Source organism: Skermanella aerolata KACC 11604, from assembly GCF_000936425.1.
Taxonomy (GTDB): domain Bacteria; phylum Pseudomonadota; class Alphaproteobacteria; order Azospirillales; family Azospirillaceae; genus Skermanella; species Skermanella aerolata.
The window spans coordinates 46,932-68,341 of the sequence record NZ_AVFK01000017.1; the positions used below are offsets into that span (position 1 = coordinate 46,932).

At 64.8% G+C, this 21,410-nt stretch carries 25 protein-coding genes; 20 read left to right on the top strand and 5 right to left on the bottom strand.

Going from position 1 to position 21,410, the window contains the following annotated elements; genetic code table 11:
* The first annotated feature begins 36 nt into the window (after nt 1-36).
* Nucleotides 37-1,446: a sensor histidine kinase gene (locus N826_RS20135; protein WP_044431800.1), complete on the top strand. Its 1,410-nt coding sequence runs from the start codon at nt 37-39 to the stop codon at nt 1,444-1,446.
* A gap of 120 nt (nt 1,447-1,566) precedes the next feature.
* A complete protein-coding gene (locus tag N826_RS20140; RefSeq protein ID WP_044431801.1) occupies nt 1,567-1,797 on the top strand; it encodes a hypothetical protein in 231 nt (76 codons plus the stop codon).
* A 92-nt stretch (nt 1,798-1,889) separates the two neighbouring features.
* On the opposite strand, the gene N826_RS20145 is transcribed toward N826_RS20140, so the two are convergent.
* Nucleotides 1,890-2,147 carry a hypothetical protein gene (locus N826_RS20145; RefSeq protein ID WP_044431803.1) on the bottom strand — a complete coding sequence of 86 codons (258 nt, stop codon included), beginning with the start codon at nt 2,145-2,147 and terminating at the stop codon, nt 1,890-1,892.
* A gap of 310 nt (nt 2,148-2,457) precedes the next feature.
* Here N826_RS20145 and N826_RS20150 point away from each other — a divergent pair, with 310 nt between their 5' ends.
* From N826_RS20150 to N826_RS20160, 3 genes are all read left to right on the top strand, one after another.
* Nucleotides 2,458-3,315, top strand: coding sequence for a TIGR02587 family membrane protein (locus N826_RS20150; protein WP_044431804.1), 858 nt, complete (start codon nt 2,458-2,460; stop codon nt 3,313-3,315).
* Between the two features lie 8 nt (nt 3,316-3,323).
* Nucleotides 3,324-3,737: a hypothetical protein gene (locus N826_RS20155; protein WP_044431805.1), complete on the top strand. Its 414-nt coding sequence runs from the start codon at nt 3,324-3,326 to the stop codon at nt 3,735-3,737.
* A gap of 114 nt (nt 3,738-3,851) precedes the next feature.
* Nucleotides 3,852-5,075, top strand: a complete 1,224-nt coding sequence (locus N826_RS20160) for an ABC transporter substrate-binding protein (protein WP_044431807.1) — start codon at nt 3,852-3,854, stop codon at nt 5,073-5,075.
* Between the two features lie 13 nt (nt 5,076-5,088).
* On the opposite strand, the gene N826_RS20165 is transcribed toward N826_RS20160, so the two are convergent.
* A complete protein-coding gene (locus tag N826_RS20165; RefSeq protein ID WP_044431808.1) occupies nt 5,089-5,502 on the bottom strand; it encodes a hypothetical protein in 414 nt (137 codons plus the stop codon).
* Between the two features lie 233 nt (nt 5,503-5,735).
* On the opposite strand from N826_RS20165, the gene N826_RS20170 reads away from it, so the two are divergent.
* Complete coding sequence (locus tag N826_RS20170; RefSeq protein WP_052831665.1) at nt 5,736-6,014, top strand: hypothetical protein; 279 nt, start codon at nt 5,736-5,738, stop codon at nt 6,012-6,014.
* A 10-nt stretch (nt 6,015-6,024) separates the two neighbouring features.
* Here N826_RS20170 and N826_RS40330 read toward each other — a convergent pair whose 3' ends face one another.
* Nucleotides 6,025-7,068 (bottom strand): response regulator, encoded by a 1,044-nt coding sequence (locus N826_RS40330; RefSeq protein WP_052831666.1) that lies wholly within the window; start codon nt 7,066-7,068, stop codon nt 6,025-6,027.
* Between the two features lie 145 nt (nt 7,069-7,213).
* The gene (locus N826_RS20180; RefSeq protein WP_044431810.1) at nt 7,214-7,786 is read right to left on the bottom strand and encodes a regulatory protein RecX; all 573 of its coding nucleotides are present in this window, start codon (nt 7,784-7,786) and stop codon (nt 7,214-7,216) included.
* A gap of 204 nt (nt 7,787-7,990) precedes the next feature.
* Here N826_RS20180 and N826_RS43180 point away from each other — a divergent pair, with 204 nt between their 5' ends.
* The 14 genes from N826_RS43180 to N826_RS20250 all read left to right on the top strand — a co-directional run bounded on the left by N826_RS43180 (nt 7,991) and on the right by N826_RS20250 (nt 20,823).
* Nucleotides 7,991-8,293, top strand: a complete 303-nt coding sequence (locus N826_RS43180; RefSeq protein ID WP_044431811.1) for a hypothetical protein — start codon at nt 7,991-7,993, stop codon at nt 8,291-8,293.
* Nucleotides 8,290-9,747: a methyl-accepting chemotaxis protein gene (locus N826_RS20190; protein ID WP_044431812.1), complete on the top strand. Its 1,458-nt coding sequence runs from the start codon at nt 8,290-8,292 to the stop codon at nt 9,745-9,747. Before N826_RS43180 ends, N826_RS20190 begins: the two co-directional genes overlap by 4 nt.
* Before the next feature lie 329 nt (nt 9,748-10,076).
* Nucleotides 10,077-10,286, top strand: a complete 210-nt coding sequence (locus N826_RS20195; RefSeq protein WP_044431813.1) for a hypothetical protein — start codon at nt 10,077-10,079, stop codon at nt 10,284-10,286.
* A gap of 214 nt (nt 10,287-10,500) precedes the next feature.
* Nucleotides 10,501-11,067 (top strand): hypothetical protein, encoded by a 567-nt coding sequence (locus N826_RS43185; protein ID WP_147040832.1) that lies wholly within the window; start codon nt 10,501-10,503, stop codon nt 11,065-11,067.
* A gap of 49 nt (nt 11,068-11,116) precedes the next feature.
* The gene (locus tag N826_RS20205) at nt 11,117-11,314 is read left to right on the top strand and encodes a hypothetical protein (protein ID WP_044431817.1); all 198 of its coding nucleotides are present in this window, start codon (nt 11,117-11,119) and stop codon (nt 11,312-11,314) included.
* Nucleotides 11,315-11,493: 179 nt separating this feature from the next.
* Nucleotides 11,494-11,958 (top strand): toll/interleukin-1 receptor domain-containing protein, encoded by a 465-nt coding sequence (locus tag N826_RS20210; protein ID WP_052831669.1) that lies wholly within the window; start codon nt 11,494-11,496, stop codon nt 11,956-11,958.
* A gap of 47 nt (nt 11,959-12,005) precedes the next feature.
* A complete protein-coding gene (locus N826_RS20215; RefSeq protein ID WP_169789386.1) occupies nt 12,006-14,039 on the top strand; it encodes a tetratricopeptide repeat protein in 2,034 nt (677 codons plus the stop codon).
* An 87-nt stretch (nt 14,040-14,126) separates the two neighbouring features.
* Nucleotides 14,127-14,930, top strand: a complete 804-nt coding sequence (locus N826_RS20220; protein ID WP_044431818.1) for an ABC transporter permease — start codon at nt 14,127-14,129, stop codon at nt 14,928-14,930.
* Nucleotides 14,931-14,938: 8 nt separating this feature from the next.
* Nucleotides 14,939-15,727: an ABC transporter permease gene (locus N826_RS20225; RefSeq protein WP_044431819.1), complete on the top strand. Its 789-nt coding sequence runs from the start codon at nt 14,939-14,941 to the stop codon at nt 15,725-15,727.
* A gap of 174 nt (nt 15,728-15,901) precedes the next feature.
* Nucleotides 15,902-17,065, top strand: coding sequence for an aspartate aminotransferase family protein (locus N826_RS20230; protein ID WP_052831673.1), 1,164 nt, complete (start codon nt 15,902-15,904; stop codon nt 17,063-17,065).
* Nucleotides 17,062-17,976, top strand: a complete 915-nt coding sequence (argF, locus tag N826_RS20235; protein ID WP_044431824.1) for an ornithine carbamoyltransferase — start codon at nt 17,062-17,064, stop codon at nt 17,974-17,976. The genes N826_RS20230 and argF overlap by 4 nt, the downstream gene beginning before the upstream one ends.
* Entirely contained in the window at nt 17,973-18,905 is a 933-nt protein-coding gene (locus N826_RS20240; RefSeq protein ID WP_044431826.1) for an Hsp33 family molecular chaperone, read from the top strand. Before argF ends, N826_RS20240 begins: the two co-directional genes overlap by 4 nt.
* 16 nt (nt 18,906-18,921) lie before the next feature.
* On the top strand, nt 18,922-20,160 hold the full coding sequence (locus tag N826_RS20245) for a D-alanyl-D-alanine carboxypeptidase family protein (RefSeq protein ID WP_147040836.1): 1,239 nt from the start codon (nt 18,922-18,924) through the stop codon (nt 20,158-20,160).
* Between the two features lie 66 nt (nt 20,161-20,226).
* Nucleotides 20,227-20,823: a hypothetical protein gene (locus N826_RS20250; RefSeq protein WP_044431829.1), complete on the top strand. Its 597-nt coding sequence runs from the start codon at nt 20,227-20,229 to the stop codon at nt 20,821-20,823.
* Here N826_RS20250 and N826_RS20255 read toward each other — a convergent pair.
* Nucleotides 20,820-21,356 carry a hypothetical protein gene (locus tag N826_RS20255; RefSeq protein WP_044431832.1) on the bottom strand — a complete coding sequence of 179 codons (537 nt, stop codon included), beginning with the start codon at nt 21,354-21,356 and terminating at the stop codon, nt 20,820-20,822. The genes N826_RS20250 and N826_RS20255 overlap by 4 nt on opposite strands.
* Between the last annotated feature and the right edge of the window lie 54 nt (nt 21,357-21,410).

Here is a 21,410-nt window from a genome sequence, read left to right on the forward strand (position 1 = left end):
CGGTCTGTCCAACGGAGCGGATCGCCGGCCAAACCCATGAAATCGCGCAGCCTTCGCGGCAGCCTCTCGGCCAAGCTGCTGGTGATGACGATCCTGTTCGTCATGGTGGCCGAAGTGCTGATCTTCGCGCCCTCCGTCGCCCGTTTCCGCGAGTCTTGGCTGGAAGGCCGCATGGCCGCCGGTCATCTGGCGGCCCTGACGATCGAGGCGGCGCCCGACCAGATGGTGACGCGTGAGCTTGAACAGAAACTGCTGACCCATGTCGGCGCCTACGCCGTCGATCTGGCGATGTCGGACGAGCGCATCTACATGCTCGGCGTTTCGGCCGTGCCGCCGGCCGCGCAGAGCTACGACCTGCGTCGATCCATGTGGTTCGACTTGGTCGGCGACGCGCTCCGCGTGCTGGTCCGGCATGACGATCGCGTGATCAAGATCGTCGGAGCCTCCCCCAAGGACGCCCGCGCCACCGTCGAGCTGGTGCTCGACGAGGCGCCGCTCCGCGCCGACATGATCGACTTCGCCAGCCGTATCCTGCTGCTGTCGGTGATGATATCGCTGATCACCGCCGGCCTCGTCTTCCTCAGCCTCAACGCCCTGATGGTCCGTCCGATGCGGCGGATCACTGCCAGCATGATGGCTTTCCGCCGCGACCCCGAGGACCCTGCCGCGACCCTGCCGCACACGTCCCGCGCCGACGAGATCGGCATGGCCCAGCGCGAGCTGATCGACATGCAGGCCAGCTTGCGCGCGGCGCTCCGCCAGAAGGAGCGGCTGGCCGCGCTCGGCACGGCGGTCACCAAGATCAACCACGACCTCCGCAACATCCTGTCGACCGCGGCGCTGGTGTCCGAACGCCTCGCCTCCAGCGACGACCCGGAGGTTCGCCGCGTGACCCCCCGCCTGATGCAGTCGATCGACCGCGCGGTCGAACTGTGCAGCCAGACGCTGGCCTATTCCCGCGACGGCGTGCTGCCGCTCCGCCGCTCCCGGATTCCGCTGGCCGAACTGGTGGACGAGGTCGGGACCGAACTGACGCCGCGTGCCGGCGATGCCGGCGTCTCCTGGGTCAACCGCGTCGGCGACGGCGTTATCGTGGAAGCCGACCGCGAGCAACTGTCCCGCGCCCTGGTCAACCTGGGCCGCAACGCGCTGGAGGCCGGCGCCACCGAAATCACCGTCTCCGCCGGCAGCGGGGAGGGCGACCGGCTGGAACTCACCGTCGCCGACAACGGCCCCGGATTGCCGCCCCGTGCGCGGGAGAACCTGTTCCTGCCCTTCGCCGGTTCCGCCCGTGCCGGAGGCACCGGGCTCGGTCTCGCCATCGCGCGGGAAGTCGCCCGCACCCATGGCGGCGACATCCGTCTGGCGGAAACCAGCGGCCGGGGCACGTCCTTCGTCATGGAACTACCGGCCGTCCTGTCTGTATCCGGGATATCGGGCGGGTGATTGCACGGCGCGCCGGATTTCCCTATTAGAAGATCGACTTGTTAGAAGATCGACTTGGCGGGCGGCGTCATGCGGCCTTGCCCATATCGGCAGACCAGCGGAAAAGACCACAAGGAGCGGATGATGGATCAAATCGGAACATGGATCGCGAACGGCATAGTCGGTGTGATCGGCATCCTGGGGCTGTTCGTAGCATCGCGGGCGACCGACAGCACTTTCTATTCCCTTGGGCTGATCGTTTTCGCGCTTGCGGTGGCGTTCATCTTCTACTCGATCCGGCGCGGCTTCGATAAGGCGGGAGCGCATCCGCGCGGTCCGGAGGACACGGCGGCCCACAGCCACAGCCCGTAACTGCGGGACGCGGCGGAACGGAAGAAGGCGCGGCCCCCGATCGGGTGCCGCGCCTTCTTCATGATCCGGGCCAGGCCCGAACCCGATCGTGATCAGGAGTTGATCGTGATCGAGCCGATCGAGGTGTTGTCGCTGACGTCGCCGCCCAGCGCGCCCTGGGCGCCCGAGTTGGAGCCGGCGTCGCCACCGAAGCCCGAAGCGCCGGCTTCGGCCGAACCGCCGCCGTAGCCGCCGAAGGCCGACGCGCTGCCGAGGCCGGCGCCGCCGAGAGCCGAGGAGCCCGAGGTGGAGTGGCCGAACGCGTCACCACCCGACTTGCCGCTCTGCTCGACGCCGATGTTGTTGGTCATGATGCTCTCCGCTGATCAAGGGTTTGTTTGAAGCTGGTCGGCAGTCCGTCTCGTTCCGCCGATGTATCCTATATCAGCAAGCTCCGTGCCACTTTCGAGAGTGGTAGAAAAATCTGCTCGACCCCAGCGTTTCCCTAGGCGAGCCACCCCGAATCCCGATATTTCGCGCCGCCACATAGTCGAGTTTGCTGGAACCCGTCTAGAAAATCTGGACTACTCAATACGGGTACCGGGAACCCGGCCGCCGAAGCGCGCTTTCCATCGATGGACGCGTCTGCATGGGGAGCGGGGAACTTTGCCATCTGCCGGCATGATATGGGATCGGAAGGCCAACAGGGATTTCGCGGTCGCCAGCGCGCGGGCGTTCGGCGGGGCCATCATCTTCTCGCTGCCGCTGATGATGACGATGGAGATGTGGTGGCTGGGCTTCTATATGGACCGCTTCCGGCTTGTCCTGTTCCTGGTTCTGACCATCCCTGTCCTGGCCGTGCTATCCCACTACGCCGGGTTCGAGCGCGCCGACGGCCCGCTGGACCTCACTCTCGATGCCTTTGCGGCACTGGCCGTGGGCTTCATCGCCTCCGCCTTCATCCTGGTCCTGCTTCACGTCCTTCAGGCTGGCAACTCGCCCGACGAACTGATCGGAAAGGTCGTGCTCCAGGCCATACCCGGGGCCATCGGCGCCATGCTGGCGCGCAGCCAGCTGGGAGCGCGCGGCGACGATGAGGACTCCGCGGACGGCGATGCGGACGAGGAGGTCGAGGAGGCGCGGCGAGACACCTATGCCGGCGAACTGTTCCTGGCCGGCATCGGCGCCATGTTCATGGCCTTCAACGTCGCCCCGACCGACGAGATGGTCCTGATCGGCTTGATGATGACGGAATGGCATGCGATCGCCCTTGTCGCCGGCTCCCTCCTGCTGATGCACGCCTTCGTCTATGCCGTCGAGTTCAGGGGCACGACGCGGCGGCGGGAGGGCGTTCCCTTCACCAGCGAATTCCTGCGCCTGACAATCGTCGCCTACGCCCTGTCCCTGCTGATCAGCCTTTATGTGCTGTGGACCTTCGGCCGCACCGACGGCCTTGGGCTGCTTGAACTGGTCAAGGTGACGCTGGTGCTCGGTTTCCCCGCGGCATTGGGCGCCGCGGCCGCCCGCCTGATCCTGTGAACCGGTCCATGAACGGGTCCACCAACAGGAGCAACGATGCCGGGCGTGCGGAAATCCCCGCCCTGGAATGGCTGCTTGGCAGCGTCGGGGCGTTGATGGTGGCCGGCGCCATCGGTTTCCTGGCATGGACCGGCGCGGTCAACGGCGATTCTCCTCCCGATATCAAGGTCGAGGTCGTCCGCGTAGTCGAACAGCGGAACGGCTGGCTGGTCCAGGTCAGCGCCTTCAACGAAGGCGGCAGCGCCGCCTCGGAAGTCACGGTCGGCGGTGAATTCACGGCTCCCGACGGGACGGTGGAATCCGCCGAATTCCTGCTCGATTACCTGCCTTCCCGGTCGGACCGGCAAGGCGGCCTGTTATTCTCCCACGATCCCAGGGCCGGCGGCCTGAAGGTCCGCGCCTTGGGCTATGCGGAACCCTGACCAATATCGGAGTATGCGAATTTCCGCAAAATGGTTTCCGTTGATATAAGCGTTGACAGTTTTCCTCCCCTGTCATTCATGGGTATCAAACACTAAGACAGGGAGAAACGACCAATGAAACCAACGACAAAGGCGCTCCTGGCCGCCACCTGCACGCTCGCCCTCGCCACCACGCTGTCGTCCGGCGCCAGCGCCCAGGTCTCCGGCGATGCGGTCAAGATCGGCGTGCTCAACGACCAGTCCGGCCTCTACGCCGATTTCGGCGGACGCGGTTCGGTCATCGCGGCGCAGATGGCGGTGGAGGACTTCGGCGGCAAGGTGCTTGGCAAGCCGATCCAGGTCCTTTCGGCCGATCACCAGAACAAGCCGGACGTCGGCTCCAACATCGCGCGCCAGTGGTTCGACCAGGACGGCGTCGATGCCATCGCCGACCTGACCACCTCCTCCGTGGCGCTGGCGGTCCAGGAGATCGGCAAGCAGACCGGCAAGGTCACGATGACCTCGGGGGCCGCGACCTCCCGCCTGACGGGAGACGCCTGCTCGCCGACCGGCTTCCACTGGGCCTACGACACCGTGGCGCTCGCCAACGGCACCGGCAAGTCCGTGGTCGCGGAAGGCTTGAAGAAGTGGTTCTTCCTGACGGCCGACTATGCCTTCGGCTACGCGCTGGAGAAGGACGTCAGCGAAGTCGTCAAGGCCTCGGGCGGCGAAGTCGTCGGATCGGTCCGGCATCCGCTCAATACTTCGGACTTCTCCTCCTTCCTGCTCCAGGCGCAGGGTTCCGGCGCTGAAGTGATCGGTCTAGCCAATGCCGGCGGCGACACGACCACCTCGATCAAGCAGGCGGCGGAGTTCGGCATCGTCGCCGGCGGCCAGCACCTCGCGGGCCTGCTGCTGGTGCTCAGCGACATCCACGCTCTCGGGCTGGAGACGGCGCAGGGCCTCGTCCTGACGACCGGCTTCTACTGGGACCTGGACGACGAGTCGCGCGCATGGTCGCAGCGCTACTACGAGCGCATGCAGCGGATGCCCAACATGGTCCAGGCGGGCGTCTACTCCTCCGTCATGCATTACCTCAAGGCGGTCCAGGAAGCGGGCAGCGATGAAGGCAAGGTCGTCGCCGCAAAGATGAAGGAACTGCCGATCAAGGACATGTTCGCCCGCAACGGCAAGGTCCGTGAGGACGGCCGGATGGTCCACGACATGTATCTCGCCCGCGTGAAGACCCCGGCGCAGTCCAAGAAGCCGTGGGATTATTACGAGATCGTCCGCACCATCCCCGGCGATGAGGCCTACCTGCCGCTCGACCGCAGCCCGTGCCCGCTCGTCAAGAAATAAGGAACGCCCGTCCCTACCGGAGCCGTCCGGCCAGCAGCCACAGCATGACCAGGGCGGCCCCGGACAGGAACAGTCCTATATAAAGACGGACCGGGACCCTCACGCGCTCCTCCGCCATCTGCCGCTTGCCCGTGGATTTGTCTGCGGACTTCCTGCGCGCGGGTGCGCCGGACGGAGCCGCCGGGGGCACCGGATTGCGCCGGGGGTCGTGCAGACTGACCAGCGTCCAGTCATAGACCTCGCCCCGCGCATCCGGATCGGCCTGAAGCCGGATCAGCCGCAGGAAGGCGCGCGGCGTTCCACGCACCGCCGCCGCGAAGGCGGCTGCGCCGTCGGCCTGGGCATCGTGGACGGTCAGCGTCTCCCACTTCTTGCCGGAAGCCTTCTGCACGACGAAGCGCTCGCCGCCCGGCCGATCTCTACTCATCCGCGACAAACCGCCGCGTATCTGACTCCGGGATGGAACCGTACCCCATTTGGGTGCCTACTTTCGTTCAGGATGACCAGTCGAACTGACTACATCAGACCCGACCAAACCAGACCGGCATCCGCAAACGCGGGACTGTTCTCGGCCCACCGATCCTAAGCACCCGATCTTCAAGACACGACCGGTTCGCCGTCCAATCATCAATCCCGCCCAGATTATGGGAGGCATCGGTGTTGACGCTCAACGACTGTATCGCACTCAGTGACCTGCTCCCCGAAGAAATCGAGGAGATTTCCCGCCACGAACGTCTTGGTTTCGTTCCAGCGATGGCCAAAGGCCACAACCTGCTGAACCAGCCTTGGGGGCCTCCGGCGATCCGCCAGATCCTTCGCGACAACTTGACCGCCGCGGTGCGGACGTCGCAGGTCGAGCGCTGCGGTCGCGCGATGGAAACCTACCAGGGCTTCCAAGCCCGCCATCCCGGCGGCATCGACCGCCGCAAGCGGCTCTGAGGCTTGCCGCTTACCCCCGCCTGACATCCGGAAACACCTTGGCGACGGCCGCTTCCAGCTCGGCGACCGTCGTTTCCGCAATTCGCCGGTCATGCTCGCCGCTCAGGTCCAGCAGCCGTTCGATCGTCCGGGCATGCAGGTGCAGGATGTCGATCGACCGGGTGTCGGTTCCGTTCATGCGGTCGCGGATCGACGCCAGCGACGCCCATGTCCGCTGGATCAGCGGCTGGCTCAATCCCACGCTCTGCCGGATGCCGTCCATCGTGTCGATCAGCAAGGTGGCCAGCCGTTCCGGGTTCGACGAGATCAGCAGGCCTTCCCGCGCCATCTCCAGCCGCGCCCGGTCGGCCGAAACCAGTTCGACCCGTTTCAGCCGGACGCGCGAGAACAGCCTTTTCGACGCGTGCGACGGACGGACCAGCCCCGGCGGCATTCCCGAAGCCGCCGCCAGCGGTGCCGGATCGATCATGAAGGCGTCGGCGACGGCATCCAGATCCTCGGTCGGGACGGCGCCCCGCGCCTCCGCTTCCTTCGGCACATATCCCTGCGGCACCCCGGCCATCGAGACACCCTTGCCTTGCTGTGCCCTGCGCCGGTCCGGCCCGAAGAAACGCCGCGTCAGCACGTAGCACCGCGTCCGCTGGATCGACGCTTCCAGCCGCGCCGCCAGCGCCTTGCGGGAGACGGGCTTCGCCAGGAACGCCGTCACGCCGGCATCGCGCGCCCGCGCCACGAGGCTCTGGTTGCTGTGGCTGGTCAGCATGATGACGGGCATCAGCGGGTTGGGACTGTCGGGGTGGTTCCGGATCAGCCGCGTCAGCGCCAAACCCGAAACCTCCGGCATTTCCCAGTCGGAAATCAGCAGGTCCGGGGCCGACCGCTGGACTTGGACGAAAGCTTCGGCGCCATTGGCGCACTCGATGATTTCGCTGATGCCGAGCGAGCGCAGCAAACCGCGCAGCACCAAGCGGGTGCCGCGGTCATCTTCCGCAACCACGACCCGGACATCGTCCGGGATGTCGATGGATACGGCGCCGTCTCGGGGCATGAGCATGTTTTAGCCCGTCACCGATGCGTGGGGACGACCCGGACGAGCCATCGACAGGCACGCCACCCCTCATTTACAGGGCCGTAACCGTACGATAGCTAGTATGAGTTGCAGCGCAACACGAAAATTTTGCCGGAAACATATATTATTGCTAATCCTCGCTCTCGATATTATCCGGATCTTCGGCGTCCACCACCCGTTTCGCCATCTGGTAGCTGAAGCCGACCCGCCCCAGCGCCGCCAGATCCTTGTCGCGATGCTCCGCCCGCCCGGATGTCCGGAACGGTCCAAGCCTGCGCCGGCGCGCGAGAGCCACGGCTGCGGCCAGTTCCGTATCGCCGGGGGTTTCCTCATCGACGGTTTCCAGCGCCGCGTCGATATGGTCGGTTTCCAGCCCCTTCAGCGCCAGCTTGCCCCGGATACCCCGCGTCGAGGTGCCGCGCCGGTGCAGGCTGGCCGCCTTCGCTTCCGCATAGGCCTTGTCGTCCAGCAGGCCGCTCCGCAGGTAGCGCTCGATCAGCGCTTCCACCAGGGCTGCCCCTTCTTCCCGGTCCGTGCCATGGGCGCGTGCCGACCGCTCGACCTTGCCCATCAGGACCCGGCGCAGATTGGCGGACGAGCTGGCGAAGCGCTGGAGATAATACAGCGCCGCGTTCTCCAGATACTGGGCAGTGACGGGCTTCTGCGTCTTCGTTCGATTGTTAGGCGTTCTTTGATCGTTCATTTCTTCTCATCGGAAATTAAAGTGTCGGATCGTATTCAGTCTTATTTCGGCTTGCCTAGTCATTGTCTTTCCAATGATCGGCCAAACGGCTCCTGCCCTATGCCTAAAATACAATAGAAACTTCGGGTAGGTGGCTTAAGATCATTTGATGACGTTTTAGGCGTTTGCCTCTTACCGACGAATGCACAAAAGATGATTGCCCGGATGCCGGATTTCATTCCGGCCATTTCCTTGCTTTTCGGCGGCCTCGTTCTCAGCGCCGTCCTGACACTGTCCCCTCATCCCGGCGAACCGGCCTTGGTCGTCTTTTCGCCTTCCACTCCCGGTGCGGAAGCCTTCGCCCGTGTCGCGGAGGCTGGATGGCTGCCGGTGGCGTCCCCCTATTCCTTCCTGGTTCTCGCGCGTCCCGACGAAGCCGGCCAGTCCCGCCGCCCAGCCGACGCTTATCTTCTCCTGAACGCAAGCGCCATGTTCGGGTGCCTGCCTGCCGAAAGTACTGCTCGATGAGTGCGTTGTTGTCCATGCGCCGCCGCATGTCGCTGTTCTCGATCGTCCTGCTCTGGCTCCACGTGCCGCTGGCTGTTCTGGTCAGCGTCGTCGTTCCCGGTGGTGATCTCATGGCCTCCTTGGCCCTGACCGTGGTCGCGGCATCGTCCGCCAGTCTCGCCGTCTGGCGCGATCCGACCAGCCTCGCGGCCCGGACCATGGTAGCAATCGCCTTCGTCATGGTCGTCTCCGCCCTGGTCTTCGAGCTGCGCGGCTCGCCATGGCAGGTCGACGTCCACATGTACTACTTCGCCGCCCTGGCGATGCTGACCGGCTTCGCCTGTCCGGTGACCATCCTGTTCGGCGCCGGCGCCACGGCGCTGCACCACCTGATCCTCAACTTCGCCCTGCCTGCCGCCGTCTTTCCGGGCGGCGCCGATTTTACCCGCGTCCTCCTGCATGCCGCGATCGTCATCCTGGAAACCGGCGTCCTGCTCTGGATGGTGACCCAACTCGGTACCGCGCTGATGCGTTCCGAAAAGGCGCTGGACGACGTGACCCTGGCCCAGACCGAAACCGCCCGTCTGGCTCGTGAGCGCGAAGAAGAGCGTCAGGCCGCCGCCCTCAGCCGCCAGAACGACATGCTGACCCTTGCCGCCGCGTTCGAGGAAGGGATCGGCCGCATCTCCGCCAGCCTCCGCACCGTCTCGACCCAGGTCCTGCGGCAGGCCGACGATCTGGCGACCACGGCGGATGCCACCCGCGCCGACGCCGGCGTTTCGGCGTCCTCCGCCGAAGAGGTCGCCAACGGCGTCCAGAACGTCGCCACCGCCAGCGACGAACTGACCGCCTCGGCCGGCGAGATCGGCCGCCAGCTCAGCCAGGCTGCCCGCATGACGGCGGACGCCAACGATCAGGCGCGCGCGGTCGCCGGCTCCGTCGATGCGCTGGCCCGGGGCGCCGAGCAGGTCGGCCATGTCGTCCAGCTGATCCAGGCCATCGCGTCGCAGACCAACCTGCTGGCGCTGAACGCGACGATCGAGGCCGCCCGCGCCGGAGAAGCCGGCAAGGGCTTCGCGGTCGTGGCATCGGAGGTCAAGAGCCTCGCCGGCCAGACCGAGAAGGCGACCGAGGAAATCTCGTCCCGCATCGCCGATATCCAGTCCGCCACCCACGAGGCCGTCGCCGCGATCTCCCGCATCACCGGAGCCGTCACCTCGATTGACGAAGTGACCTCGACCATCGCCTCCGCCGTCGAGCAGCAGAGCGCCGCCACCCGCGAAATCGCTCAGACCGCCCAGCAGGTCGCCTGCGCCGTGGCGGCGACCGCCCAGGGCATCCAGGGCGTCGGCCGCGCGGCGGACCGTACGGGCGATGGCGCCGAGCAGGTCCGCACTTTCTCGGCAGCCCTGATGACCGAGGTCGAAGGACTGGACGGGCAGGTCCGGCGCTTCGTGGCGCATCTGCGGGCATGAGCTTTGCTCAGGGAACGATCGCAGTTTCATAAAAGTTGACACGCCGACGCATTCGGAGCAGTCTCGGCATGCCTTTGCAACCCGCAGGGCGGTCAGGCCGGGGAGCGGCAAACTCCCCAACCCGACCTAACCATTGATTCCGCGTTAAAGGAAAATCTCAATGGCTGAGACGAGGCTTACCACAACCGGCGTGTTTTCGCGCCGTCCTTTGTTGTCCGCTGCCGCAGTGGTTTCGACCGCTGCGGCAGCGGGAACCGCCGCTTGCGGGGGTTCCTATTGAGATGCCAGACAAGATAGTTCGGCTTGATAAGTTCAAGCGCAAACCAGCCATGTCGCCGCTGGGAGTGCGTGCGCTCGACATGGTCGAGTACATGGGAAAGTCAGGCCTGACGACCGCGCCAAGGGAGCCGACCGACGAAATGGTCGCCGCCGGCATGGAAGCGTCGGGCGGCACCGAGACGCAGGTCCGCGCGATATTCAAGGCGATGATCGCCGCCTACGACGCGGACGGGCCGGGGGTGGCGGGCGTCGTTGGCTAGGGGCGGGGAAGTCGGTGTTCGAGGAGACGCAGACCTCTTACTGTACAATTTTCTCAAGCATCACGACCTGATAACAATGGCATTGAAGATTAAATGGTAAGTTCCGGAAAAGATGGCGGGCTGAAGCGGCCCGACCTACAAAACTACGCTGGCAAAAGCACGCTGGCGGAGGTCGGGCCGCTTCAGCCCGACATCTAGCGCTCCTGACCGGTCATTGTTTAATGCTGTCGGAACAGGTTCTATCGAGTGGCAAAAGGTAGAAAAACCGCACTTCGGGATAATTATGTTTCTACCTTTAAAGGAAAATGATTTTGGCTTTTTCATCATTGATGATGAAACTGGATTGGGATGGTTGGTAAACGTCCCGGTTGCTCGATGTTCCGAAACGGATCGGGAAATCTCGGTAGTATCGTATCTACAGCCTATGATGAATCGATCTTCCGATATGTGGGAGTTTTCCTTCGCCATACTCGTTGCATCGAACAACGGTTCCGAAGAGTCATTCGAAACTCAAGATCGAGACATCGTGAAACGCTATTTACCGGAAGCAGCAAGAAGTTCGGTATTGGAAATTGTGCGTCGATCCTGCGTGCTGCTGCTCGATCATCAAAAGCCAGCCATGGTCTATCGGGTGACGAAGGGGCGCTGGTTGACGGCGAAAGCGCTTGCCAAGCATCATCTGTTGACCGAAGCCTGTGAGGCCTGCGGGTATATGGTGGAGCAGCAAGGAATGGATCGGGCGAAGCGACTGTTCTGGCTGATGAGCAGAAAGACGGCTTGACCAGGGCGAAGCGCACGGTGATCATAGGTTCGGTGAAAAGGGGGCAGCCATGTTTGCCGCAAGGAAAGTGACTGGCAATATCGACACGACCGGGTACTTGAGCGAGAGAGTGTACGATGGAAAGCGCACTCTGGACGCAGGCGAGATTGCGCGTCGTAAGGATCGCATCAAGAATGCCGCCGATGCCGTCAAGCAGACGGGCGAAGCTGGAGACACGATCGAAAGTCCGTTGAAGCGCACCTTGTAAGCGCTGGTCCACGGGACCCTTCGCCACAATGCCGGTGCTCTGCTTGGCATAAAGAAGCGCCCATGTGACATGGAGCATCCAATCCGGCCTCTGTGTGGCGAATAATACCTTTGAGTTAGCCAATACGGTGCCATATCCTCCGGGCGCGGTTGCAAGACCGACTTCCGCCCGAGGAATCCATGACGCTCGTCCCGCCGCACCGCACCAAGCTCTTCATCAGCTACAGCCACCAGGACCAAGTTTGGCTGGACAGGCTGAAGCGTCACCTGAAGCCGTCGATCCGCAATGGAAACCTCGACGCCTGGGACGATACCCGTATACGGCCGGGCCAACAATGGAAGCAGGAAATCCGCGACGCCCTCGATGCTGCCCGCGTTGCAGTGCTCCTTATCAGCGTTGACTTCTTCGACTCGGATTTCATCGCCACGAACGAGTTGCCGCCGCTTCTGGCCGCTGCCAGGGAACAAGGCGTCGTCATACTGCCGCTCATCGTCACCGTGTCCCGGTTCACGCGGGAACCGGAGTTGTGCTGCTTTCAGGCGGTCAACTCGCCCGATCGCCCTTTAGACAAGATGGACGGCCCCGATCAGGAAACACTCTTGAACCGACTTGCCGAGCAAATCGAGACCTTATGCAGCCCTTGATAGCCTCTCCGCAATCATCCGGCACACCGCCGGAGAGGCTTTTATCTGTGCCCCGGTTACCTCCCGCACCGCGCCTGTTCGGCCGCGATGCTATGGTCGAGGATATCGTAAAGAGCCTGCTTGCTGACCCGCCGGCGCCTATCCCGATCCTGGGCGATCCCGGCATCGGCAAGACGACGGTCAGTCTTGCCGCATTCCATGATCCGCGCGTCGCCAACATGTTTGGCGCCCGCCGCTACTTCGTCCGCTGCGACCCGGCGACGACAGCCGAAGCGCTGACCGGCGAGATCGCGCGGACCATCAGTGTCGAACTCGTACCTAATCTGGAAGCCCGCGTATTCGCTTGGCTGACTGAAGTGCCTGCGGTCTTGATGCTCGACAATGCCGAAACCCCGTGGGAGGCCGATACCGAAGCGACCGAGCACCTGCTTACCGGCCTGTCTTGCATTCCCGGTGTTGCCCTGCTCGCCAGTATCCGGAGCGGCCAGCCGCCGCTCGGCCCGGCATGGCGGGAAACCGTCATGGTCGATCCGCTGAAGCTCGTCGATGCGAAGCTGGCTTTCCTCGCCATCGCCGGTGCCAAGCATTCAGCCGATAAGCTGCTCGACACTCTGGTCGGGGCGCTCGGTGGTTTACCCCTGGCGATAACGCTGATGGCCCACTTGGCGAGTTCCGAACCCGATCTCGCCGGCCTCTGGCATCTGTGGGAGCGGAAGCATACCGAATTGCTGCGCCGTCCCGGTATCGAGACGCGCCTGGGCGACATCGCCGTCTCGTTCGAATTGTCCATCGGCGGCCAGCGCATGACGCCCATGGCCCGGCGTTTGCTGTCGATCGCGGCCCTGCTGCCGGACGGCATCCTCCATGCCGACCTGGACACCCTCCTACCCGACGAAGCAATGGAAGCGGCGCGGGTCCTGCGGGCAGTCCGTCTTGCCTATGACGAGCACGGACGCCTGCGTCTGCTGGCGCCCGTCCGCGAATACGTCGCCGCGACCTATCTGCCGGAAGAGGCGGATCGGGAGCGGGCAGTGGAGCATTACATCAGGCTTGCCAGCACGCTGGGGCCTGTGGTCGGTGCGGAAGGTGGAGCGGAGGCGACCATACGATTGGCAGCCGATCTCGCCAGTATCGAGGCGATGATCCGTCTTGGCTTGGCGGCGACCGATCCTTCTTTCGCCATCGAAGCGGCAATTGATCTCACGGATTTCGTAAGATTTTCCGGTTTTGGGACGGAGAGTATTCTCCATGACGCAAGTAAGTACGCAAGAAATCAGGACAACTTGCAGCTTCGTGCCCATTGCATCCGGAGCCTGGGCGACATTGCGCTGCAACGGTCGGAACATGACGCGGCACGCTCACGGTACGAGGAGGCGCTGCCGCTCTACCGCCAGGTTGACAATGCGCTCGGCGAAGCGAACTGCATCAAAGGCTTGGGCGACATCGCATGGCGACGATTGGATTATGACGCGGCGCTTGCGCTGTACGAGGAAGCGCTGCCGCTCTACCGCCTGATCGACAACTTACTCGGCGAGGCGAACTGCATCTGTGGTATGGGCTACATCGCGCTGGAGCGGTCGGATCATGACGCAGCGCGTTTGCTGTACGAGGAAGCGATGCCGCTCTTCCGCCTAGTCGGCGGTTTGCTCGGCGAGGCGAACTGCATGCATGGACTGGGCGACATCGAGTTGCATCGATCGGATCATGACGCAGCGCGTTTGCTGTACGAGGAAGCGACGCCGCTCTTCCGCTTAGTCGGCGACGTGCTCGGCGAGGCGAACTGCATCCAGAGCCTGGGCGACATCGCGTTGAGGCGATCGGATCATGACGCGGCGCGAGGCCAATTCGAAACGGCGCTAAAGCTCTATGAACGCATCCGGGAGCCTTATTCGATCGGCGCAGCTCATCGAAGATTGGCGCGTATCGCCAGAAACGATAATGAATCCCGCAGCCACGTAGAAACAGCGCGTAAAGCGTGGATGTCGATCGGCCGTCCCGATCTCGTCAATGAACTCGACGCCGAATTCCCGCTTCCACCTCCTCCAAAACGCCGTCGCAAACCCGCCCTCGCCGCATCCTAAATCCCCCCGCTCCCCAGCCATTCCCCAGCCGCAATTGTGCCATGCGCTCCTTGGTATTAGTGTGCGACCACTTAGCTGAAGGGCACCATGAGCACACATCTCCCGCCTTTGCCGCGCGATATCGGCACCGTCAACTGGATCGGCCTGTGGACGCTGTACCAGCGTGAGGTGTACCGGTTCCTGAAGGTCTATACCCAGACCATCGCCGCCCCGGTCGTCACCACGCTGCTGTTCTATGCCGTCTTCGCGCTGGCGCTGGGCGGGGTCGTGCGGATGGCGGGGAGCGTGCCGTTCCTGGTGTTCCTCGGGCCGGGCCTGATCGTCATGGCGATGGCGCAGAACGCGTTTGCCAATACGTCGTCCTCCGTCGTCATCGCCAAGGTCCAGGGCAATATCGTGGACGTGCTGATGCCGCCGCTTTCTCCGCTGGAGATGGCGGTCGCCTATGTCGGCGGCGGGGTGACGCGCGGGATGTTCGTCGGCGTCGTGACCGGCATCGCGATCTGGGCCTTCGTACCGCTCGGCATCCATTCGCCCGCTTATATCCTGTTCCACGGCCTGATGGCGTCGATGATGCTGGCGCAGCTCGGCATGATCGGCGGCATCTGGTCGGAGAAGTTCGACCATATCGCGGCCTTCACCAACTTCGTCGTGACGCCGCTGACCTTCCTGTCCGGCACCTTCTATTCGGTGGACCGGCTGCCGCCGACCTTCTGGTGGCTGGCGCACTTCAACCCGTTCTTCTACATGATCGACGGCTTTCGCTACGGCTTCATCGGCCAGTCCGACGGCACGCTGGCGATCGGCGTCGCGGTCATGCTGGGGATCAATGCGGCGCTGGGCGTCCTGCTGCTCCGTATGCTGTCCTCGGGCTACAAGCTGAAGGCTTGAGGCCAACCATGACGCCGCGCGCGGTCGGGCGCGTCCTGTGGCTGGGCGCGTGGACGCTGTTCCTCCGCGAACTCCGGCGCTACTCCAAGGAAGCGCTGGAAACCGTCCTTGCCCCCGCCTTCCAGGCGCTGGTCTATTTCGTCATCCTGGTCTTCGCCCTCGGCCCTGAGCGCGGCACGGATGAGGGCGAAGCGCTGCTCTCCCACGCCGTTCCCGGCCTGATCCTGATGGCCGTCCTGTTCCGCTCGGCCGAGACGACCGCGTTCAGCCTGCTGCTGGACCGGATGGAAGGCATCATCAGCGATGTCCTGATGGCCCCGCTGGGCGCCGCCGAGATGACCGTCGCCTATGCCCTGGCCGGAGCGGTCAGCGGGCTGGCGACCGGGGTCGTCGTGCTGGCCGGCGCCATGCTGGTGTGGCCGCTGCCACCCACTCATTTCTGGGCGCTGCCGGTCTTCGCCGCCCTCTCCGCCCTGATGATGTCGCTGGCCGGCATGCTGATCGGGCTGTTCTGCGAGAAGTGGGACCATATGGCGGCGGCCTTCGTCTTCGTCCTGACGCCGCTGACGTTCCTGTCCGGCGTCTTCGCGCCGGTCGACACGCTCCCCGCCGCCGCTGCCTTCGCCGTCCGGTTCAACCCGATCTTCCACGCGATAGAAGGCTTCCGCTACGGCTTCCTCGGCTCCGGGACCGGTGCCGATCCCCTGGCTTCGCTGGCCGTCGTCGCGGGGACCGTCGTCTTCCTGCTGGCATGCAATGGTGTGGTGATCCACCGCGGATACAAGCTGAAGCCGTAATGCGGCCGTAAGTTCAGGACGTTGCGTCGATTCCGGCCCGCAATCGTTGACATTGCCGCCACGGCTTTGGATAGTCTGCGGTTTTCCGGAAGGCTATGTCTTTCGGAAAGCCGGTAGTGGTGGATCGCTGCCGGAACTGAACCCGTTGGGGGCTTACCCGTGATCCCAGTTGTCATGCCCACCTACGCCCGTGCGGATGTCGTTTTCGAACGGGGCGAAGGTCCTTATCTCTTCGATACCGACGGCAAGCGCTACCTGGATTTCGCCAGTGGCGTCGCCGTTACCGCCTTTGGCCATGCCCATCCCTACCTGATCAAGGCCCTGACCGATCAGGCCCATAAGGTGTGGCATACGTCCAATCTATTCCGAGTGGCGGGTCAGGAGAGTCTGGGGCGACGACTGGTCGACAACACCTTCGCCGATACGGTGTTCTTCACCAATTCCGGCGTCGAAGCCTGGGAATGCGCTGTTAAGGTCGTGCGGAAATACCAGTACGAGACGGGGCATCCCGAACGCTGGCGGATCATCACCGCCGGTGGCGCCTTCCATGGCCGCACGACCACGGCAATCGCCGCGACCAAGCAGGAGAAGATGGTCAAGGGCTTCGGCCCGATGCCCGACGGCTTCGATCAGGTCGCCTTCGGCAACATGAACGAGCTGCGCGCCGCCATCACCAACGAGACGGCCGGCATCTCGATCGAGCCGGTCCAGGGCGAGGGCGGCATCCGCGCCGGTTCGCTCGACTACCTGCGCGCCTTGCGTGCGGTCTGCGACGAATACGGCCTGCTGCTGATGTTCGACGAGATCCAGACCGGCATGGGCCGGACCGGCAAGCTGTTCGCCCATGAGTGGGCCGGCGTCACCCCCGATGTGATGGCGGCGGCCAAGGGCATCGGCGGCGGCTTCCCGCTGGGCGCCTGCCTCGCCACCGAAAAGGCGGCGGTCGGCATGACGGCCGGCACCCACGGCTCGACCTATGGCGGCAACCCGCTCGCCATGGCGGTCGGCAATGCCGTGCTCGACCTGATGCTGGAACCGGGCTTCCTGGAAGGCGTCGACCGCATTGCCCGCGTCTTCTGGGGCCGGCTGAACGAGCTGGCCGCCCGCCACCCCAAGGTGATCGCGGAAGTGCGCGGCGCCGGCCTGCTGCTCGGCCTTCGCATCCAGCCGGAAATCGTCAACGGCACCGTCGTCGACAAGCTGCGCGACGCCGGCATGCTGACGGTCGGGGCCGGCGACAACGTCGTCCGCCTGCTGCCGCCGCTAATCATCACCGAGGCCGAGATCGACGAAGCCATCGGCATCCTCGACAAGGTCCTGCCGGAGCTGGCGCCATGACCTCCGGTACCGGCGCCCGCCACTTCCTCGACCTCGACGATTTCGACACCGCGACGCTGCGCTCCATCCTGGAGCGCGGCAACGCCCTGAAGAAGGCGGGCAGGGCCGACAAGCCGCTGGCGGGCAAGACGCTCGCCATGATCTTCGAGAAGCCCTCCACCCGGACCCGCGTCTCCTTCGAAGTCGGCATGCGCCAGCTCGGTGGCGACGTTGTCATGCTCAGCTCCAAGGAGATGCAGCTTGGCCGGGGTGAGACGGTGGCCGACACCGCCAAGGTGCTGTCGCGCTTCGTCGACGTCATCATGCTGCGGACGGATTCGGAAGAAAAGCTGCTGGAACTGGCGGAGCACGCCACGGTCCCGGTCATCAACGGCCTGACCGACCGGTCGCATCCCTGCCAGATCATGGCCGATGTGCTGACGTTCGAGGAACACCGGGGACCGATCGCCGGCAAGGTCGTCGCCTGGAGCGGCGACGGCAACAACGTCGCGGCAAGCTGGATTCACGCTGCGGTCCGCTTCGGCTTCGAACTCCGGCTGGCCTGCCCGGAAGGGCTGAAGCCGCCGCCCGGCCTGATCGACTGGGCGGCGGGGCAGGGCGGCAAGGTCAGCGTGACCGGCGATCCTCAGGCCGCCGTCGCCGGCGCCGACTGCGTCGTGACCGACACCTGGGTCTCGATGAACCAGGAGGACGGGGAAACCCGCCATAACCTGCTCGCCCCCTACAGGGTCGATCGGCGCCTTATGGCAAATGCGAAATCAGACGCCATATTCATGCATTGTCTGCCCGCCCATCGCGGAGACGAGGTCACCGCCGAGGTGATCGACGGCCCCAATTCGGTCGTGTGGGACGAGGCGGAAAATCGCCTGCACGCCCAGAAGGGCATTTTAACCTGGTGTCTGGATTCATGAGTTTCCCCGGTTCATCCGTAAACCCGATCGAAAACCCCCGCAACGACGACATCGTACAACCCTTCCAGATCGACGCCTCCGACCTGCGCGGCCGGCTGGTCCGGGTCGGACCCGTCCTCGACGAGATCCTGTCGAAGCATGCCTACCCCGAGCCGGTCGCCCGCCTGCTGGGGGAGACCATCACGCTCGCCATCACCCTGGCCGGCGCCCTGAAGTACGAGGGCATCTTCACCCTCCAGACCAAGGGCGACGGTCCGATCTCCCTGATGGTCGCCGACGTCACCAGCACCGGCGACGTGCGCGGCTATGCCCAGTTCGACGCGGAGCGCCTGAGCGCCGCCGATACCGGCAGCGCCGCTCCGGTCCCGACCTTGCTCGGCACCGGCTATATCGCCTTCACCGTCGATCAGGGCGAGCATACGGAACGCTACCAGGGCATCGTCGAACTGTCCGGCGAGACCCTGTCCGACAGCATCCAGCATTACTTCCGCCAGTCCGAACAGCTCGACACCGGCATCAAGGTCGCGGTCGCCTTTACCGATGTCGGCTGGCGTGGCGGTGCCCTGATGCTCCAGCGCCTGCCGGAAGATCAGATCCAGCAGACGCTGGGCAGCGACGTGGCCGACGACTGGCGGCGCGCCATGGTGCTGATGGGCACCTGCACCGACCGGGAATTGCTGGACCCCAACCTGTCGGCCAACGACCTGCTGTTCCGCCTGTTCAACGAGGACGGCGTCCGCGTCTGGGCTCCTACAGACCTGAACGCAAGCTGCCGCTGCTCGCGCGAGCGGGTGGCGACCGTCCTGGCCTCCCTGCCGCGCGATGAGATCGCCGACCTGAAGGTCAACGGAAATGTCGAGGTCACGTGCGAGTTCTGTAACTCCACGTATACTTTTGATGATGCACAATTGGATCACATCTATAGCTGATCCATAGGGGCTCATCTTGGTTCGGGTTGTCGTTCGTATTCTCCGTGCGGGCGTGCTCGCAGCCTCGATGGCGGTCCTGATCCCCAATACCGCTTCCGCATACAGGGCCAGCCTGGTCCTGGATGCGGAAACCGGCGTCATCCTCCACGCCGATCAGCCCAACCTCCGCAGCTTTCCGGCATCGACCACCAAGATGATGACGGTCTATCTGGCGTTCGAGGCGCTGAAGTCCGGCAGGCTGAAGCTGGACGAGGACCTGCCGATCTCCGTCCGGGCAGCCAGCCAGACCGGCCAGTCGCTCCGCCTGCGGCAGGGCGCCACCATCAAGACCCGCGACGCCATCCTCGGCACGATCATCGAATCGGCCAACGACGCCGCCGTCGTCCTGGCGGAACGCCTGGGCGGCACCGAATCCGACTTTGCCGAGATGATGAGCCGCAAGGCGCGCTCGCTCGGCATGACCCGGTCGGAATTCCGCAATGCCAGCGGCCTGAACCATCCCGAACAGGTCGTGACGGCCCGCGACATGGCGCTGCTGGCGCTGGCGCTGCTCCGCAACTTTCCCGACCAGTACAGCTATTTCAGCACCCGCAGCTTCAGCCACCGGGGCAGCACCTTCAACAGCGTCAACGGCTTCCTCGCCAACTACAAGGGCGCCGACGGCATCAAGACGGGCTTCACCTGTGCGGCGGGCTACAACCTCGTGGCGTCGGCCGTGCGCGACGGACGGCGGATCGTCGCCGTCGTGCTGGGCGAAACCAGCCGGGGCGGGCGTGCCGAAACCATCGCGCGCCTGATGGACACCGCCTATGCGATGCCGGACCCGAAGGCTCATGTCACGATCCAAGACATCGATCCGGCCCGCACCAGCGATCCCGACCCGCCGGCCGTCGGCGTGATCTCCCCCACCTGCGGCAGCTTCGTCTCGGTGCCGGGATTGCCGAACGCTCCCACCGTTTCACGGGCGGATGCCTGGAGCATCGAGTTCGGGGGGACCTTCAACACCAAGGCGAAGGCGGTCGATGCCGCCCGCAAGCTGATGCGCAGCCACGCCGCAGTACTTGGCGGCGGCATGATGACGACGATCGAGCGCGGCCGGAAGTTCCGCCCGATCATCCTCAACATGAACGAGCGGCAGGCCACGGCGGCCTGCAAGCGGTTACGGCAGGCGAAGGCCTATTGCGTGGTGGTCACACCCAAGAATCTTCGCGCGACAATTGCGAAGGCGGCAGTCAAACAGCGGAAATCCAGATGACCGGATCGCGCCGCCCGTGGTATCGCAATGCGAGATCCAGCCATCCCCGTTGAACAGAAGCCCCTCATGATCCCGCGCCTCCTCCGTCCGGCCGCCCTCGCCATCGCCGCAACCCTGGCGCTCGGCGCCTGCACCTCGGCCCCGCCGCGCCCGCAGGCCCGCCAGATCAGCTTCGCCAACCTGGCGCCGATCTCGTTCGACGTGGCCCGGGTCGAGGTGGTCCAGCAGTACCAGCCGCCCCAGGTTCCGCCAAACGTGGACCACCTGACTCCCGTTCCGCCGTCGGACGCGATCCGCCGCTGGGCCAACGAGCGGGTGCGTGCGATGGGTGCCGGCGGTACGCTGCGCGTCATCATCAAGGACGCCAGCATCACCGAAACCGCCCTGGCACCCACGACCGGCGTCCGAGGCGCCTTCACGACCGACCAGTCCGAGCGTTACGACGGTCGCCTGTCCGTCGATCTCGTGGTCGAGGTGCCGTCCCGCCAGTTCCAGGGCTACACCGGCGCCACCGTCGCCCGCACCATCAGCGTCCCGGAAAACGTCTCCCTCCAAGGCCGAGAGGACGCGTGGCACAGCCTGGTCGAACGCATGATGGCCGACCTCAACGCCAAGCTGGAAGAAGGCATCGACGGCAACCTGTCCGCCGTGACCCTGCGCTAGCGGGGCCGGCAGGCCGCTTCTGCATCGTCGGCCGTCCGGTACCCCATCGCGTCGAGCGCCACCCGCGCCGGGTTCTCTCCGGCTCGTCTGAGGCGCTCGACGCCCTGGCTCCAGACGGCATCATGAAGCTGCGCCAGCAGCGGATCGCCGGCGCAGCGACGGGCCAGATAGTCGGCGTCGAACAGCCGCCGGCGGTCCTCCGCACTCCAGCGATAGGCGGAAACCCGGTTCAACTCCATCTGCCCGGACAGCCGCCGCAGCGTTTCGACCAGCCGGGCTTCCCGCTCTCCGGCCAACTCCGACAGCGCATCCCCCAGCCGCTCCGCCGCCTCCGGCGCCAGATCCCCGACCACCGCCAGCCGTAGGCATTCCGCCAGATCCAGCCGCTCTCGCAGACGCGGTCCCAGCGCCAGCACCATCACGGCGACCCGCGACCGCTCGTCCACCAGCATCAGCCCCTTGACCAGATCGGAAGCCGCCGGCCCCTCGGCCTTCGGCACCCGCCCGGCCCAGATCCAAAGACGATTCAGCATGGTTCATCCTCCCGGATGACCAACCCTAACGCCGCCCCGCATCATGGCCCACGA

What these genes read in the sequence shown, in the direction of transcription:
- N826_RS20135 (WP_044431800.1), top strand. Translation starts at nt 37, where the DNA reads ATGAAATCGCGCAGCCTTCGCGGCAGCCTCTCGGCCAAGCTGCTGGTG.
- N826_RS20140 (WP_044431801.1), top strand. Translation starts at nt 1,567, where the DNA reads ATGATGGATCAAATCGGAACATGGATCGCGAACGGCATAGTCGGTGTG.
- N826_RS20145 (WP_044431803.1), bottom strand. Translation starts at nt 2,147, where the DNA reads ATGACCAACAACATCGGCGTCGAGCAGAGCGGCAAGTCGGGTGGTGAC.
- N826_RS20150 (WP_044431804.1), top strand. Translation starts at nt 2,458, where the DNA reads ATGATATGGGATCGGAAGGCCAACAGGGATTTCGCGGTCGCCAGCGCG.
- N826_RS20155 (WP_044431805.1), top strand. Translation starts at nt 3,324, where the DNA reads ATGAACGGGTCCACCAACAGGAGCAACGATGCCGGGCGTGCGGAAATC.
- N826_RS20160 (WP_044431807.1), top strand. Translation starts at nt 3,852, where the DNA reads ATGAAACCAACGACAAAGGCGCTCCTGGCCGCCACCTGCACGCTCGCC.
- N826_RS20165 (WP_044431808.1), bottom strand. Translation starts at nt 5,502, where the DNA reads ATGAGTAGAGATCGGCCGGGCGGCGAGCGCTTCGTCGTGCAGAAGGCT.
- N826_RS40330 (WP_052831666.1), bottom strand. Translation starts at nt 7,068, where the DNA reads ATGCTCATGCCCCGAGACGGCGCCGTATCCATCGACATCCCGGACGAT.
- N826_RS20180 (WP_044431810.1), bottom strand. Translation starts at nt 7,786, where the DNA reads ATGAACGATCAAAGAACGCCTAACAATCGAACGAAGACGCAGAAGCCC.
- N826_RS43180 (WP_044431811.1), top strand. Translation starts at nt 7,991, where the DNA reads ATGCCGGATTTCATTCCGGCCATTTCCTTGCTTTTCGGCGGCCTCGTT.
- N826_RS20190 (WP_044431812.1), top strand. Translation starts at nt 8,290, where the DNA reads ATGAGTGCGTTGTTGTCCATGCGCCGCCGCATGTCGCTGTTCTCGATC.
- N826_RS20195 (WP_044431813.1), top strand. Translation starts at nt 10,077, where the DNA reads ATGTCGCCGCTGGGAGTGCGTGCGCTCGACATGGTCGAGTACATGGGA.
- N826_RS20205 (WP_044431817.1), top strand. Translation starts at nt 11,117, where the DNA reads ATGTTTGCCGCAAGGAAAGTGACTGGCAATATCGACACGACCGGGTAC.
- N826_RS20210 (WP_052831669.1), top strand. Translation starts at nt 11,494, where the DNA reads ATGACGCTCGTCCCGCCGCACCGCACCAAGCTCTTCATCAGCTACAGC.
- N826_RS20220 (WP_044431818.1), top strand. Translation starts at nt 14,127, where the DNA reads ATGAGCACACATCTCCCGCCTTTGCCGCGCGATATCGGCACCGTCAAC.
- N826_RS20225 (WP_044431819.1), top strand. Translation starts at nt 14,939, where the DNA reads ATGACGCCGCGCGCGGTCGGGCGCGTCCTGTGGCTGGGCGCGTGGACG.
- N826_RS20230 (WP_052831673.1), top strand. Translation starts at nt 15,902, where the DNA reads ATGCCCACCTACGCCCGTGCGGATGTCGTTTTCGAACGGGGCGAAGGT.
- argF (WP_044431824.1), top strand. Translation starts at nt 17,062, where the DNA reads ATGACCTCCGGTACCGGCGCCCGCCACTTCCTCGACCTCGACGATTTC.
- N826_RS20240 (WP_044431826.1), top strand. Translation starts at nt 17,973, where the DNA reads ATGAGTTTCCCCGGTTCATCCGTAAACCCGATCGAAAACCCCCGCAAC.
- N826_RS20250 (WP_044431829.1), top strand. Translation starts at nt 20,227, where the DNA reads ATGATCCCGCGCCTCCTCCGTCCGGCCGCCCTCGCCATCGCCGCAACC.
- N826_RS20255 (WP_044431832.1), bottom strand. Translation starts at nt 21,356, where the DNA reads ATGCTGAATCGTCTTTGGATCTGGGCCGGGCGGGTGCCGAAGGCCGAG.